Raw genomic sequence first — 15874 nt, forward strand, 5'->3', positions numbered from 1 at the left:
GGGTGCGCCCCACCCCGCCCCGAAGGAGAACCGTGACCGACGAGCCCACCCTGGCCGTGCGTCATGCCCAGCAGATCGAGCAGCTCCTCGAGGTCCTCGACCTCACACCGATCGGCACCGCGCGCATCGCGGTCACCGGCGTCGACGGCGACGAGAGCACGACCATCGGGACCGACAGCGCCGACGTCTTCGAGGGCCAGAGCATCGAGCAGCTGCACAACCGCACCTTCGGGGGCCAGGTCCTCGCCCAGGCCCTCATGGCCGCGAGCCTGACGATCCGGGACGCGGCTCCCGAGCGCCGCCCGCACTCCCTGCACGCCTACTTCATGCGTCCCGGCGACGACAAGCTCCCGATCCGTTTCGCCGTGGAGCGCATGCGTGACGGCCGCTCCTTCTCCACCCGCCGGGTCCACGCGATCCAGCACGGCCGGCCGATCCTCTCGCTCACCGGCTCCTTCCAGGACCCTGCGGGCGGGCTCGACCACCAGGACCCGATGCCGCAGTCCCCGGACCCGCGCGCCCTGCCGTCGCAGGCGGAGCTCTACGACCGCCTCGAGAACCCGCACGCGAAGCGGCTCGCCGAACGCCCCTTCGACCACCGCTACCCCGCGGGTGACGTCGCCCTCACGCCGCGCGAGCCGCACGCCGCGCACCAGCAGGTGTGGGTGCGTACGATCAGCGAGCCGGTGGACGACCCCTTCCTGCGGGCCTCGATCCTCGCCTTCCTCTCCGACTTCTCCCTCCTCGAGTCGGTCCTGCGCCGGCACGGCCTCGCCTGGTCGGACCGGCGGCTGCGCGTGGCCAGCCTCGACCACGCCATGTGGTTCCACCGCGACGTCGACCCGTCGACCTGGATGCTCTACGACCAGTCCTCGCCGTCGGCGCAGTCCGGTCGGGGCCTGTGCGTGGGGCGCATCTTCACCGAGGACGGCACTCTCGTCGCGTCCGTCGCGCAGGAGGGGATGACGCGCGTGAAGGGCGATGTTGACCCGAGCGGCCCGTCCCGGGCCAGCACACCTGCCGGAGGGGCGCAGCCGGTCGGCCGGCCGCTGCCGGGCTGGGCACCGCGCGACGCCCTCGCCCCGACGGTCCTCGAGGGCGAGACGGTCCGTCTCCGCCCGCTGACGACCGACGACGCGGACGACTTCTTCGCGGCGCTCGACGGGCCGGACCTGCCGCGCGAGCTCTTCACGTACCTCATGACCGAGCCGCCGGCCGACGCCACCGAGATGCGCGACATCATCAGGGCCGCCCTCGCCGCCCCGGCGTCGTGGCCTCTGGCGATCGTCGTCGACGAGCAGGTCGTCGGCATGGCGAGCTACCTGCGGATCGACCCGGCCATCGGCTCGGCCGAGGTCGGCAACATCCTCTACTCCCCTGCGCTGCAGCGGACCACCGCCGCGACCGAGGCGATGCACCTCATGGCGGCCCACGCCTTCGAGCAGGGCTACCGGCGCTACGAGTGGAAGTGCGACGCGCTCAACGCCCCGTCCCGCGCGGCCGCGCGACGGCTCGGCTTCGTCGAGGAGGGCACCTTCCGCAACGCCCTCGTCTGCAAGGGGCGCAACCGAGACACGACGTGGTTCTCGATCACGGACGACGAGTGGCCCGCCGTCGCCGCCGCCCACCGGGCCTGGCTCGACGAGGCCCGGGCGGGCACCCCTTCGCCGCTGGCCAGCCACCTCCGCCGCTGACCCTGGCCGAGGCACCCGCCACGGGGGAGGCCGGGTCAGGTCTGCGTGCTCGTCCCGGGGGTCGGGACCGGAGCCGAGCGACGGTGCCGCAGGACGACGACGCTGCGACCACTGAGGGTCAGGGCGGCACCCGCACCGTGCTCGGCGTCGTCGACGACCTCGGCCGCGGTGTCGACGCAGCACTCCCAGCTGTCCCCGTAGGCCGACCCCGGCAGGACGAAGTCCACCGGCTCGTGCCAGGCGTTGAAGAGCAGGAGGAAGTCGTCGTCGACGAGGCGGCGTCCACGCTCGTCCGGCTCGTCGATGGCCTGCCCGTTGAGGAAGACCATCATCGCCCCGGCGTTGCTGTCGCCCCACTCGGCCTCTCCCATGTGCCCGCTGTCGGGGCGGAACCACTCGATGTCGCGGCGCTCGCTCTCACCCCCGTGGTCGGCGCGGCCGGCGAAGAACCGCCGGCGGCGGAAGACCGGATGGTCACGCCGCAGGGCCACGACCGCGCGGGTGAACTCGAGCAGCTGCCGGCCCGGCAGGTCGAGGTCCCAGTCGACCCAGGCGATCTCGTTGTCCTGGCAGTAGACGTTGTTGTTACCGCCCTGGGTGCGTCCGAGCTCGTCGCCGTGCGCGAGCATCGGCACGCCCTGGCTGAGCAGCAGGGTCGCGAGGAGGTTGCGCTGCTGCCGGGCGCGCAGGGTGAGGACCTCGGGGTCGTCGGTCGGTCCCTCGACGCCGCAGTTCCACGACCGGTTGTGGCTCTCGCCGTCGCGGTTGTCCTCGCCGTTGGCCTCGTTGTGCTTCTCGTTGTAGGAGACGAGGTCGCGCAGGGTGAAGCCGTCGTGGGCGATGACGAAGTTGATCGACGCGAAGGGGCGTCGGCCCGAGTGCTCGTAGAGGTCGGAGCTGCCGGTGAGCCGGGAGGCGAACTCGCCGAGGGTGGCGCCCTCGCCGCGCCAGTAGTCGCGGACGGTGTCGCGGTACTTGCCGTTCCACTCGGTCCACAGCGGCGGGAAGTTGCCGACCTGGTAGCCGCCGTCGCCGATGTCCCACGGCTCCGCGATGAGCTTGGCCTGGCTGATCACCGGGTCCTGCTGGATGAGGTCGAAGAAGGCCGAGAGCTTGTCGACCTCGTGGAACTGCCGGGCCAGGGTCGCGGCGAGGTCGAAGCGGAAGCCGTCGACGTGCATCTCGGTGACCCAGTACCGCAGGCTGTCCATGATGAGCTGGAGCACGTGCGGGCTGCGCATGAGCAGGCTGTTGCCGGTGCCCGTCGTGTCGTAGTAGTGGCTCTTCTCGTCGTCGACGAGGCGGTAGTAGCTCGCGTTGTCGAGCCCGCGGAAGGCCAGCGTCGGCCCGAGGTGGTTGCCCTCGGCGGTGTGGTTGTAGACGACGTCGAGGATGACCTCGATGTCGGCCTCGTGCAGCGCCTTGACCATCGTCTTGAACTCGGTGACCTGCTGGCCGCGGCCGCCGGAGGCGTAGCCGTTGTGCGGGGCGAGGAAGCCGATGGTGTTGTAGCCCCAGTAGTTCGACAGGCCCTGGTCCTGGAGCGTGGTGTCCTGGACGAACTGGTGCACCGGGAGCAGCTCGATGGCGGTGATCCCCAGCCCCTGGAGGTGCTCGATGATCGCCGGGTGAGCGATGGCGGCGTAGGTGCCGCGGATCTCCTCAGGAACCTCCGGGTGCGTCATCGTCAGGCCCTTGACGTGGGCCTCGTAGATGACGCTGTCGTGGTACTCGTGCCGCGGTGGGCGGTCGTGCCCCCAGTCGAAGAAGGGGTTGATGACGACCGAGAGCATCGTCTTGCCGAGGCTGTCGAGCTCGTTGCGCCGGCCCGGGTCCGTGAAGTCGTAGGAGAAGATCGCCTGGTCGTTCTCGATCTGCCCCTCGATCGCCTTCGCGTAGGGGTCGAGGAGGAGCTTCGTCGGATCGCAGCGGTGGCCGGCATCGGGGTCGAAGGGGCCGTGCACGCGGTAGCCGTAGAGCTGACCCGGCTGGATCCCCGGGAGGTAGCAGTGCCACACGAAGGCGTCGACCTCGGTGAGCTCGATCCGGGTCTCGTCACCGTCGTCGCCGACGAGGCACAGCTCGACCCGGTCGGCGACCTCGGAGAAGACAGCGAAGTTGACGCCTGCACCGTCGTAGGTGGCGCCGAGGGGGTAGGGGGCGCCGGGCCAGATCTCCACAGGTCTCCTTGGTGGGGTGTGACGAAGGGGGGATGCCGAGCCTAGCCCGGCCTCCCCCCGTCGCCCGTATCGACCCTGGACGGTCAGCTGCGCTTGGGCGCCCCCGGTCGCGCGTAGCGCCACCAGGTGAGCGCGACGCACATGACGGCCCAGGCGACTCCGATGCCGAAGAACGCGACCGCACCGAGGGTGGTCACGCCGACGCCGAAGAAGAACGGGCCGAAGGCGGCGATGGCTGCGGTCCAGCCGATGACGCCACCGGCCTGGCGGCGCTCGAAGATCATCGGCATCTGCTTGAAGGTCGAGGCGTTGCCGATGCCGCTGAAGAGGAAGATCGCGAGCATGCCCCAGAGGAACTTCGTGAAGCCGGCATCGAGCGCGGCGGCCGACGAGGTGTCCGGGGTGAGCGCGGTCATCGTGAAGGCGATCGAGACGATGAGGCCGATCCCGGAGATGAGCGTCCAGATCGCGCCGCCCATGCGGTCGGTGAGCGGCGAGAAGAGCACGCGTGCACCGGCGCCGACGAGCGGGCCGAGGAAGACGAACTTCACGACGTCGGGCACCTGGTAGCCCTCGACGAGGACCTGCGCGGAGGCGCCGGCACCCTGGACGATGTCGGGGTTGCCGATGCCGTAGAGGTTGGCCATGAGCAGGCCGAACTGCGCGGAGAGCCCGGCGAAGGTGCCGAAGGTCATGATGTAGAGCAGCGTCATCCACCAGGTGTCCTGGTTGGAGAAGATGTCGAACTGCTGCTTGATGTTGGCCTGGATCGGCACCGACCGCAGCATCGTCCACGCCATGACCGCGCCGATGACCATGAGCGGGATCCAGATAAAGGCGGCGTTCTGGTACCAGACCTCGACGGGCTGCTTGCCGGGCTGGGTGAGCATCTGGCTGCCGCCGAAGATCGCCAGGCCGGACAGCGCGATGAGGTACGGGGTGAGCAGCTGGACGAGCGAGACGCCGAAGTTGCCCAGCCCAGCCTGCAGACCGAGGGCCGTGCCCTGCATGCGCCGCGGGAAGAAGTAGCTCGTGCTCGGCATGAAGCCGGAGAAGGCACCACCGCCGACGCCGGCGAGGAAGGCGAGGACCATGAGCTCCCAGTAGGGCGCTGTCGGCTCCTGGACGCGCACGCCCCAGCCGAGGGTGGAGAAGATCAGCAGGAGCGTCGTGAGGCTGACCATCTTGCGGGTGCCGAGGATCGGCGGCAGCACCATCCAGATGAGCCGCATGAGGCCGGCCGACAGACCCGGCATCGCCGCCATCCAGTAGAGCTGGCTCTGCGACCACTCGTACCCGAGGGCGTTCAGCTTGGGGATGATCGCGCTCGGCAGGAACCACGCGACGAACGCGAGGGTGAGGCAGAACGTCGTGACCCACAGGGTCTTCCAGGCCAGGCCCTTGTCCCAGGTCTCCTCGTTCTCCGGGTCCCAGGACTCCAGCCACTCACCGCCTGATCGGGCTGTCTGTGCGCTCATCGTCTCGTCTCTTTCGTGTCAGTGGTGCGGGGGCGAAGGGGTGGGCGCCGGTCAGGCGCGGGAGGTCGCCAGCTCGGGCGACTCGAAGTGGTCGGCGAGGTCGGGCGACTCGGCGTGCAGCATCCGCACGACCGTCCAGTGCATCCAGAGGAAGCAGACCGCGGTGAGCAGGAAGACGACGAAGAAGGTGCTCGTCGGGAAGCCGCTCCACTGCTTGGTGTAGGCGAAGAGGAGCGGGAGGAAGAAGCCGCCCAGCCCGCCGAGCATGCCGACGAGCCCACCGACGGAGCCGACGTTGTCGGGGAAGTACTCAGGGATGTGCTTGTAGACCGCCGCCTTGCCGATACCCATGGCGCAGCCGAGGAGGAAGAGCAGGACGGTGAAGGGGGCGACGCCGATGGCGTAGCCGAGGTGCTCGGTCGTCGAGCCGTCCGCGTGGTTGATGGCGATGTGCCCGTTCGGCATCATCATGATCCCGCTCGTGACGAGCATGACGGCGAAGGTGCCGTACATGACCTTGCGGGCGCCGATCCGGTCGGAGAACCAGCCGCCGACAGGGCGCAGCAGCGACGCGGGGAAGATGAAGACCGAGGTGAGCAGCGCCGCGGTGCGCAGCTCGAGGCCGAAGGTGTCGACGTAGTACTTGGGCATCCAGGCGGAGAGCGCGACGTAGGCGCCGAAGACCGCGGCGTAGTAGAGGCTGAAGCGCCACACCCGCAGCTGCTTGAGGGGTTGGAGCATCTCGCCGATCGGCTTGCCGGCGCCGGCCTTGCGGTCGTGTCGCGGGACGACGAGGAAGGTGAGGACTGCGACGACGACGAGCGCGACGGAGTAGATCACCGGGAAGATCCGCCAGCCACCCTCGATGAAGCCGAAGTAGGTCGCACCCGCGGTGGCCGTGAGCAGCCCGGGGGCGAGGACGAGCAGGAGCTTGGTGACCGAGGCGCCGATGTTGCCGGCGCCGAAGACGCCGAGGGCGAAGCCCTGCTTCTCGCGCGGGGCCCACGCGGAGTTCCACGCGACGCCGACGCTGAAGAGGTTGCCGGCGAAGCCGACGAGGAAGGCGAGGACGAGGAGCATCGCGTAGGTGTTGGCCTGGGCGACGAAGAAGCACGCGACCGCGGTGAGCAGGAGCATCGCGATCGTCACGACCCGGCCGCCGACCCGGTCGGTGAGCATGCCGGCGGGCAGTCGCCACATCGAGCCGTTGAGGACCGCCACCGCCGAGACCCACGCGAGCTCGGGGTCGGAGAGACCGAGCTCCTTCTGGATCGGGACGCCGAGCACGCCGAACATCAGCCAGACGGCGAACATCAGGGTGAACGCGAGGGTCGACATCACGAGGACGCGTGTGGCCCCGGAACCGCCCGACCCGTCGCGCGCAGGGGGTTCGACGGCTCCGGAGCCCGTCGTCAGCAGTTCCTCTTTATTCATCACAATAGCGAATCGTACACGCTCCTGCACCATGCCGTCACGCGGCCCGACCACATCGCCGTACACCCTCAACGACCCTTGCTGCGAGGTGATTACGCAACATCTCCAGGTCGGAAATGTCCGCCGGAGAGGCCGTGTCGCCGCCCTCGTGAAAATTGCTTGTATCTGGCACACTGACGCGCATGAGCACCTCTGACGAGGCCCCCGGGCTGCTGCGCTCAGCAGTACGGCGCGACATCGTCGACACGCTCGCCAATCTTGACGGGAGCGCCCGTGAGGACGGACTAACGGCACGTGAGATCGGCGCTCAGGTCGGCCTCCACGCGAGCACCGTGCGCTTCCACCTCGACCAGCTCGTCGCCGCAGGGCTGCTCACCAGCCACTTCGTCCGCTCGCACGGCGCCGGCCGCCCGAGCAAGAAGTACGCCGTCCCGGCCGGCAACCTCCACGCCGCCGACACCTCGGAGTCCTACGCGGTCCTCGCCGGCCTCCTCGCGGAGATGTTTGCCGAGCGCGGGCCGGACGACACCCCCCTGACCGCGGAGCAGGCCGGCGCGGCCTGGGCCCACCGTCACGCCCCCGGGATCGTGGAGGTCGCCCCGAGCACCGAGCCCGCGCGCACCGCCGGCGCCTGGCTGAGCAAGGTCGGCCTGATGATCGACGTGCTCCGCGACTGGGGGTACACCCCCAGCCTGCGCACGGAGGACGGCGGCCGCACCGCCGAGGTCGACCTCGTCCACTGCCCCTTCCTCCCGCTGGCCCGCACCCACCCCGAGGTGGTCTGCGCCGTCCATCGAGGGCTGATGCGCGGCACGCTCGAGGTCTTCGGCGAGGATGACGTCGAGCTCAGCCTCACCCCCTTCGTCGAGCCGCATCGCTGCCTGGCGCACATGACCACCCGCACGCCCTTCGCCCCCACCCGAGGAGCCCGCACATGACCACCTCGTCCACCGACCTGCCCCGATCGGCCGGCCTCGACGGGCCGCTCTCCGCGGCCCTCGTCGGGACCCGACGCTTCTTCACCAGGGGCGGCGTCTCCCCGGACCAGCGCGCGCTGCACCTCGAGGGCGGGCGGTCCGGCGACAGCTTCTACCGTGACCGCTGGAGCCACGACAAGGTCGTGCGCTCCACCCACGGCGTCAACTGCACCGGCTCGTGCTCGTGGAAGGTCTACGTCAAGGACGGGATCATCACCTGGGAGGCGCAGCAGACCGACTACCCGAGCACCGGCGCCGACCGCCCGGAGTACGAGCCCCGCGGCTGCCCCCGCGGCGCGGCCTTCTCCTGGTACACCTACTCCCCCACCCGGGTCCGCTACCCCTACGTCCGTGGCGTCCTCCTCGAGATGTTCCGCGAGGCCAAGAAGCAGTACGGCGACCCGGTCGTCGCGTGGGGCTCGATCGTGCAGGACCCCGACGCGACGAAGCGGTACAAGAGCGCCCGCGGCAAGGGCGGCCTCGTCCGGTCGACGTGGGAGGAGGTCACCGACATGATCGCGGCGGCCTACGTCTACACGATCAAGCGCTGGGGCCCTGACCGCATCGCGGGCTTCTCCCCCATCCCGGCGATGTCACCCGTGAGCTACGCGTCCGGCGCCCGCTTCAACGAGCTCATCGGCGCGCCGATGCTCTCCTTCTACGACTGGTACGCGGACCTGCCCAACGCCTCGCCGCAGATGTTCGGCGACCAGACCGACGTCCCCGAGTCCGGCGACTGGTGGGACGCGGGCTACCTCATCATGTGGGGCTCCAACGTCCCGCTGACCCGCACGCCTGACGCGCACTGGATGACCGAGGCCCGCTACCGCGGGCAGAAGGTCATCGCGGTCGCCCCCGACTACGCGGAGAACGTGAAGTTCGCCGACGAGTGGGTCGCCGCGGCGCCCGGCACCGACGGTGCGCTGGCAATGGCCATGGGCCACGTCGTGCTCAAGGAGTACTTCGCCGACCAGCAGGTCGACTTCTTCACCCAGTACAACCAGCAGTACACCGACCTGCCCTACCTCGTGAGCCTCGAGCCCGTGGGCGTCGAGGGCGGCGGCGGCATGGCGTACAAGCCCGGCAAGTTCCTCGTCGCGGGCGACTTCGACAACGCCGAGCGTGAGTCCGAGAACGCGATGTGGAAAACCGCGGTCATCGACGAGGCCACCGGCGAGGTCGTCATCCCCAACGGTTCGATCGGGCACCGCTTCGGCGACGAGGGCGCCGGCCGGTGGAACCTCGAGCTCGGCGACATCCGTCCGCAGCTCTCGCTCTACGGCTCCGAGGAGACCGCCGAGGTCGAGCTGCCGCGCTTCGACAACGTCGAGGGTGCCGCGCGCACCGAGCGTCGTGGCGTCCCGGTGCGCCGGGTCGGCGACCACGTCGTGACCACCGTCCTCGACCTCATGCTCGCCCAGTACGGGGTCGGTCGAGACGGCCTGCCGGGCACCTGGCCGACGGGGTACGAGGACCCGAGCGTCCCGGCCACCCCGGCATGGGGCGCGGAGATCTCCGGCGTCCCGGTCGAGCAGATCATCCGGCTCTCCCGCGAGTGGGCGCAGAACGCGATCGACACCACCGGCCGCGGCATGATCCTCATGGGCGCCGGCACGAACCACTGGTACCACTCGGACCAGATCTACCGCGCGATGCTCGTCCTCACGACGATCACCGGCTGCCAGGGCCGCAACGGCGGCGGCTGGGCGCACTACGTCGGCCAGGAGAAGGTCCGCCCGATCATGGGCTTCCAGCACATGGCCTTCGCCCTCGACTGGATCCGCCCGCCGCGGCACATGAACCAGACGGCGTACTGGTACGTCAACACGAGCCAGTACCGCTACGACACCTTCACCGCCGAGGAGGTCAACGGCAGCACCGGTGTCTTCGAGGGCAGGAGCACGATGGACCTCCTCGCCCAGTCCGTCCGCCTCGGCTGGACCCCGTCGTACCCGCAGTTCGACCGCAGCTCGCTGAGCGTCGCGGACGAGGCGGAGGCGGCCGGCGTGCCCGTCGGCGAGTACGTGGTGAAGGCCCTCAAGGAGGGATCCCTGAGGTTCGCCATCGAGGATCCCGAGGCGGAGGAGAACCACCCGCGGATCCTCTCGCTGTGGCGGGCCAACCTCTTCGGCTCCTCGGCGAAGGGCAACGAGTATTTCCTCAAGCATCTGCTCGGCACCGACAACGCCGTCAAGGCCCGCCAGGCCGGCGAGTCCATGCGGCCCGAGGAGATCGCCTGGCCCGACGAGGTGCCCGAGGGCAAGCTCGACCTGCTGCTCACCCTCGACTTCCGGATGACCAGCTCGACGCTCCTGTCCGACGTCGTCCTCCCGGCCGCGACCTGGTACGAGAAGCACGACATCAACACCACCGACATGCACCCCTTCGTGCACTCCTTCAACCCGGCCATCTCCCCGCCCTGGCAGTCCAAGAGCGACTGGGACACGTGGAAGGTCATCGCGAAGCGCTTCTCCGAGCTCGCCGCCGACCACCTCGGCACACGCAAGGACGTCGTCGCCAAGCCGCTGTGGCACGACACCCCCGAGGCGATGGCGACCGTCCACGGCCGCGTCCTCGACTGGAAGAAGGGCGAGTGCGAGCCGGTGCCCGGCAAGACCCTCCCGGTCCTCGCCGAGGTCACCCGCGACTACGCCTCGGTCTACGAGAAGATGATCGCCATCGGCCCGCTCATGGAGAAGGTCGGCATGCTCACGAAGGGCGTCAAGTACGACGTCCAGCGTGAGATGGACATCCTGCGGCAGCGCAACGGCGTCACCCGCGGGGGTGCCGGCGACGGCCAGCCGAAGATGGAGACCGACATCCAGGTCGCCGACGCGATCATGCACCTCTCGGGCGTGAGCAACGGCCACCTCGCGACCCAGGGCTTCACGTTCCTCGAGAAGCGGACCGGCACCCAGCTGCACGACCTCTCGGCCGAGCACGAGGGCAAGCAGATCACCTTCGCCGACACCCAGGCCGCGCCCGTCCCGGTCATCACCTCGCCGGAGTGGTCGGGCAGCGAGTCAGGCGGGCGCCGCTACTCGCCCTTCACGATCAACATCGAGCGGCACAAGCCCTTCCACACCCTCACCGGCCGGCAGCAGTTCTACATCGACCACGACTGGATGATCGGGATGGGCGAGGGGCTGCCGGTCTACCGGCCGCCGCTCAACATGACGCGGCTCTTCGGCGAGGCGCCGATCGGCGACCAGAACGAGCTCGGCGTCTCGGTGCGCTACCTCACCCCGCACAACAAGTGGTCGATCCACTCGGAGTACCAGGACAACCTCTTCATGCTCAGCCTCAGCCGGGGCGGGCAGACGGTGTGGATGTCCGACATCGACGCCGCGAAGATCGGCGTCAAGGACAACGACTGGATCGAGGCGGTCAACCGCAACGGTGTCGTCGCCGCGCGTGCGGTCGTCAGCCACCGGATGCCGGAGGGCACGGTGTACATGCACCACGCCCAGGACCGCCTCATCGACGTGCCCCTCACCGAGACCGACAAGCGGCGCGGCGGCATCCACAACAGCCTGACGCGCATCCTCGTCAAGCCGAGCCACATCATCGGCGGGTACGCGCAGCTGTCCTACTTCTTCAACTACATCGGGCCCACGGGCAACAACAGGGACGAGGTCACGATGATCCGCCGCCGCACCAACCAGAACGTGGAGTACTGATATGCGCGTCATGGCACAGATGGCCATGGTCATGAACCTCGACAAGTGCATCGGCTGCCACACCTGCTCGGTCACCTGCAAGCAGGCATGGACCAACCGGGCCGGCACCGAGTACGTCTGGTTCAACAACGTCGAGACCCGCCCCGGCCTGGGCTACCCGCGTGGCTACGAGGACCAGGACGAGTGGAAGGGCGGTTGGGAGCGCGCCGCCAACGGTCGGCTCAAGCTGAGGGCCGGCGGTCGGCTGAGCAAGCTGCTCAACATCTTCTCCAACCCCAAGATGCCGAGCATCCAGGACTACTACGAGCCCTGGACCTACGACTACGAGACCCTGCTCAACGCCCCGGCGCAGAAGAACTTCCCCGTCGCGCAGCCGTACTCGCTGATCTCCGGCAAGAAGATGAACGTCTCCTGGTCGGCGAACTGGGACGACGACCTCGGCGGCTCGATGGAGCACGCGGTCAAGGATCCGATGCTCAAGGGCATCGAGGACAAGGTGAAGTTCGAGTTCGACCAGACCTTCATGTTCTACCTGCCGCGGATCTGCGAGCACTGCCTCAACCCGAGCTGTGCCGCGTCCTGCCCCTCCGGCGCGATCTACAAGCGCTCCGAGGACGGCATCGTCCTCGTCGACCAGGACAAGTGCCGCGGCTGGCGCATGTGCGTCACCGGCTGCCCGTACAAGAAGGTCTACTTCAACCACAAGACCGGCAAGGCCGAGAAGTGCACCTTCTGCTACCCCCGCGTCGAGGTCGGCATCCCGACCGTCTGCGCGGAGACCTGCGTCGGTCGGCTGCGCTACATCGGGATCATGCTCTACGACGCCGACGCGGTGCTCGACGCGGCCTCGGTGGAGGATGACCACGAGCTCTACGAGGCGCAGCGCTCGGTCTTCCTCGACCCCTTCGACCCCGCGGTCGCCCGTGCGGCCGAGGAGGCCGGCATCCCCGGCGACTGGGTCGAGGCGGCGAAGAGGTCGCCCGTGCGGCGGCTGATCATGGACTACAAGGTCGCTCTGCCGCTCCACCCGGAGTACCGGACGATGCCGATGGTCTGGTACATCCCGCCGCTCTCGCCGGTCGTCGACGTCATCAAGGACACCGGCTACGACGGCGAGGACGTCGACAACCTCTTCGGTGCCATCGACGCGCTGCGCATCCCCGTCGAGTACCTCGCCAACCTCTTCACCGCCGGCGATGTCCGCCCGGTCGACGAGGTGCTCAAGAAGCTCGCGGCGATGCGCTCCTACATGCGCGACATCAACCTCGGACGTGACCCTCGCGAGGAGATCCCCGCGGCGGTCGGCATGTCCGAGGAGGACATGTACGAGATGTTCCGCCTCCTCGCGCTGGCCAAGTACGACGAGCGCTACGTCATCCCGACCGCGCACGGCGAGCAGGCCCACGGTCTGGAGGAGCTCGCGACGGACTGCGCCGTCTCCGGCTACGACACCGACATGGACGACCCGTCCGGTCCCTTCGGCGAGGGCTCCGGTCGCGGCGCGATGACGCCCGTCGCGGTGGAGAACTTCCACATGCTCCAGGAGCGGCAGACCTCCGACGACCTCGTCTCCGGCGGCAGCAAGAAGGGCCGGGTCAACCTGCTCAACTGGGACGGCAAGGGCACGCCCGAGGGTCTCTTCCCGGGCGACGGCTCGGGCCGGCGCGAGGGAGCGGGTGACCGGTCGTGATGCCCTGGCGGCGGCACCGCCGCGCCAAGCCGTCGGTCGACGGCCGGTCGCAGGCGGACGCCTGGCAGATGATCTCGCTGCTGCTCGACTACCCGGACGAGCGGCTGGTCGGCCTCGTCCCGGTTCTCCGGGAGAGCGCGACGGGGGTGTCCACCGAGGTCGGTGAGCGTCTCGGCGTCTTCCTCGACCACCTCGAGTCGACGCCGCTGGCGCGGCTGCAGGCGGACTACGTCGACACCTTCGACGTCACCCGGCGCTGCGCGCTGCACCTCACGTACTTCCTCCACGGCGACACCCGCAAGCGCGGGGCGGCGCTCGTGCAGTTCAAGCAGGCCTACCGCCGGGCGGGAGTCGAGCTCGCCGACGAGGGTCTCGAGCTGCCCGACCACCTCTGCGTCCTGCTCGAGTTCGGGGCGACGACCGACCCGCAGACGGCATGGAAGCTGCTCAACGACCACCGGGTCGGCGTCGAGCTGCTCTACACCGCGCTCAAGGGCAAGGAGTCCCCGTGGCTCCCCGTCGTCCAGGCGCTGCGCGCCACCCTCCCCGAGCTCCAGGGCGACGACGAGCAGGCCCTCGGCCGGCTCATCGCCCAGGGGCCGCCCCAGGAGGAGGTCGGGATCGACCAGTCCCCCTTCGCCCTCGACCCGGCGCTCGACGAGCACCTCGTGACCCCGATGTCCGGGCACGACTGCTCCTCCCACTCCCCCGGGCAGACCGCCGGCGCGAGCACCCCCCTTCGTCCTGCCGACCTCGGCGCCACCATCCCCGTAGGAGCCCCCCGTTGAGCACCTTCCTCTGGGTCATCGTCCCGTACCTGTCCCTGGCCACCTTCCTCGTCGGGCACTTCTGGCGCTACCGCTACGACAAGTTCGGCTGGACCACCCGCAGCTCGCAGCTCTACGAGGACAAGCTGCTGCGCATCGGGAGCCCGCTCTTCCACTTCGGCATGCTCGGCGTCGTCTTCGGCCACATCCTCGGGCTCGTCATCCCCAACGTCTGGACCGACGCCCTGGGCATCAGCGCGCACACGTACCACGTCATCGCGCTGGCCGGCGGTATCCCGGCGGGCATCGCGACCCTCGTCGGTCTCATCATCCTCGTCTACCGCCGCCGGACGACCGGCCCGGTCTTCAGCGCGACGACGGTCAACGACAAGGTCATGTACTTCTTCCTCGGCCTCGTGATCATCCTCGGGATGTGGAACACCATCGCCGGCTCGCTGCTCCGCTTCGGCGGCGAGTACGACTACCGCGAGGGCGTCTCGCCGTGGTGGCGCAGCATCTTCACCTTCACCCCGGAGCCCGAGCTCATGGCCTCCGCCCCCTTCGGCTTCCAGGCGCACGCGCTCGTCGCGATGATCCTCTTCGCGATGTGGCCCTTCACCCGGCTCGTGCACGTCTTCAGCGCCCCGCTCGGCTACCTCACCCGTCCGTACCTCGTCTACCGCTCGAGCGACAGCCGCACCGGCTACGGCACCGGCACCTCGGCGCCCCGCCGCGGCTGGGACAAGCCCGAGCTCACCCGCAAGGACTGACCCGGGCGCTGCGCCCGGGCCCGTGACGCCGTACCGTCGTCTCCATGTCCCTGCCCGCCCTCGTCGCTCCCGGTCCGCCGCTCAGCACCGAGCAGGTGACGCGGTACGCGCGCCACCTGCTCCTGCCGGCGGTCGGCCCGGAGGGCCAGCGCCGCCTCCTCAACGCCCGGGTCGCGGTCGTCGGCGCCGGTGGGCTCGGCTCCCCGTCGCTGCTCTACCTCGCGGCGGCCGGGGTCGGCTCGATCACCGTCATCGACGACGACTCCGTCGACGCGACGAACCTCCAGCGTCAGGTGATCCACGACGCGATGTCGGTCGGGCTCTCCAAGGTCGAGAGCGCCGTCGACCGGGTACGAGGGCTCAACCCCGACGTCACCGTCCGCGGACGCCAGGTCCGGATCACCTCGGACAACGCGATCGACCTGCTGCGCGGCCACGACCTCGTGCTCGACGGCAGCGACAACTTCGAGACCCGCTATGCCGTCGACGAGGCCTGCGCCGAGCTCGGTCTGCCGCTCGTGTGGGCGGCCGTCTACCGGACGGCCGCCCATCTCACGACCTTCTGGACCGGTGCGCCCGACGGCACCGGCGTGGGGCTGCGCGACCTCTTCCCCGAGCCGCCCCCGCCCGGCTCCGTCCCGGCGTGCGGCGACGCCGGGGTGCTGGGCGCCCTCGTCGGGCAGGTCGGCTCGATGATGGCCAGCGAGGCGATCAAGCTCGTCACCGGCACCGGGCGGCCGCTCCTCGGGCGCGTCCTGTACATCGACTCGCTGCTCACCACGCAGCGCGAGATCCCGCTCGCACCCAGCGCGCGCTACTCCCCCGAGGCCCGCGCCGCCCGTGCCCTGCCGGACCCGACACCCACCGCCGTCCAGGCCGAGGTGAGCCCACGAGACCTCGCCGACGCGCTCGAGGGGGGGCGGACCCCCTTCGTCCTGGACGTGCGGGAGAGTGCCGAGCTCGACTTCGGCGTCATCGAGGGCGCGACGCACGTCCCGCTCGTCCGGATCACCGACGGTGACGTGGCGGCCCTCGGCATCCCCTACGACCGCGAGGTCGTCGTCGTGTGCAAGGCCGGGCCCCGGGCGAGCCTCGCCGCGAGCACGCTCACGGCGCACGGCTACGACGACGTGCGCGTGCTCACCGGCGGCATGATCGCCTGGGCGCACGACGTCGACCCGACGATGACGCCGTACTGACCTGC

General features: G+C 69.7%; 10 protein-coding genes. 7 read left to right on the forward strand and 3 right to left on the reverse strand.

Annotated features, from left to right (window positions below):
* Positions 1-32: 32 nt before the first annotated feature.
* Positions 33-1694: a GNAT family N-acetyltransferase gene (locus JNO54_RS15025; protein WP_204144067.1), complete on the forward strand. Its 1662-nt coding sequence runs from the start codon at positions 33-35 to the stop codon at positions 1692-1694.
* Between the two features lie 35 nt (positions 1695-1729).
* Here the strand turns inward: JNO54_RS15025 and glgX are convergent, their stop codons facing one another.
* From glgX to JNO54_RS11795, 3 genes are all read right to left on the reverse strand, one after another.
* Positions 1730-3874: a glycogen debranching protein GlgX gene (gene glgX / locus JNO54_RS11785; protein WP_204144068.1), complete on the reverse strand. Its 2145-nt coding sequence runs from the start codon at positions 3872-3874 to the stop codon at positions 1730-1732.
* 83 nt (positions 3875-3957) lie between these two features.
* On the reverse strand, positions 3958-5352 hold the full coding sequence (locus JNO54_RS11790; RefSeq protein WP_204144069.1) for an MFS transporter: 1395 nt from the start codon (positions 5350-5352) through the stop codon (positions 3958-3960).
* Between the two features lie 51 nt (positions 5353-5403).
* The gene (locus JNO54_RS11795; RefSeq protein WP_233703236.1) at positions 5404-6690 is read right to left on the reverse strand and encodes an MFS transporter; all 1287 of its coding nucleotides are present in this window, start codon (positions 6688-6690) and stop codon (positions 5404-5406) included.
* A 278-nt stretch (positions 6691-6968) separates the two neighbouring features.
* Between JNO54_RS11795 and JNO54_RS11800 the strand changes: the two genes are divergently transcribed.
* The 6 genes from JNO54_RS11800 to JNO54_RS11825 are packed head-to-tail and all read left to right on the forward strand — an operon-like array spanning position 6969 to position 15869.
* Complete coding sequence (locus JNO54_RS11800) at positions 6969-7724, forward strand: helix-turn-helix transcriptional regulator (protein ID WP_233703237.1); 756 nt, start codon at positions 6969-6971, stop codon at positions 7722-7724.
* Positions 7721-11443, forward strand: a complete 3723-nt coding sequence (locus JNO54_RS11805; protein WP_204144071.1) for a nitrate reductase subunit alpha — start codon at positions 7721-7723, stop codon at positions 11441-11443. The genes JNO54_RS11800 and JNO54_RS11805 overlap by 4 nt, the downstream gene beginning before the upstream one ends.
* Before the next feature lies 1 nt (position 11444).
* Positions 11445-13133: a nitrate reductase subunit beta gene (gene narH / locus JNO54_RS11810; protein WP_204144072.1), complete on the forward strand. Its 1689-nt coding sequence runs from the start codon at positions 11445-11447 to the stop codon at positions 13131-13133.
* Entirely contained in the window at positions 13133-13921 is a 789-nt protein-coding gene (gene narJ / locus JNO54_RS11815) for a nitrate reductase molybdenum cofactor assembly chaperone (protein ID WP_204144703.1), read from the forward strand. Before narH ends, narJ begins: the two co-directional genes overlap by 1 nt.
* Positions 13918-14670: a respiratory nitrate reductase subunit gamma gene (gene narI / locus JNO54_RS11820; RefSeq protein ID WP_204144073.1), complete on the forward strand. Its 753-nt coding sequence runs from the start codon at positions 13918-13920 to the stop codon at positions 14668-14670. The genes narJ and narI overlap by 4 nt, the downstream gene beginning before the upstream one ends.
* A 44-nt stretch (positions 14671-14714) precedes the next feature.
* Complete coding sequence (locus JNO54_RS11825) at positions 14715-15869, forward strand: ThiF family adenylyltransferase (RefSeq protein WP_204144074.1); 1155 nt, start codon at positions 14715-14717, stop codon at positions 15867-15869.
* Positions 15870-15874 lie beyond the last annotated feature (5 nt).

Origin of the sequence: Janibacter endophyticus (assembly GCF_016888335.1) — a bacterium.
Taxonomy (GTDB): domain Bacteria; phylum Actinomycetota; class Actinomycetes; order Actinomycetales; family Dermatophilaceae; genus Marihabitans; species Marihabitans endophyticum.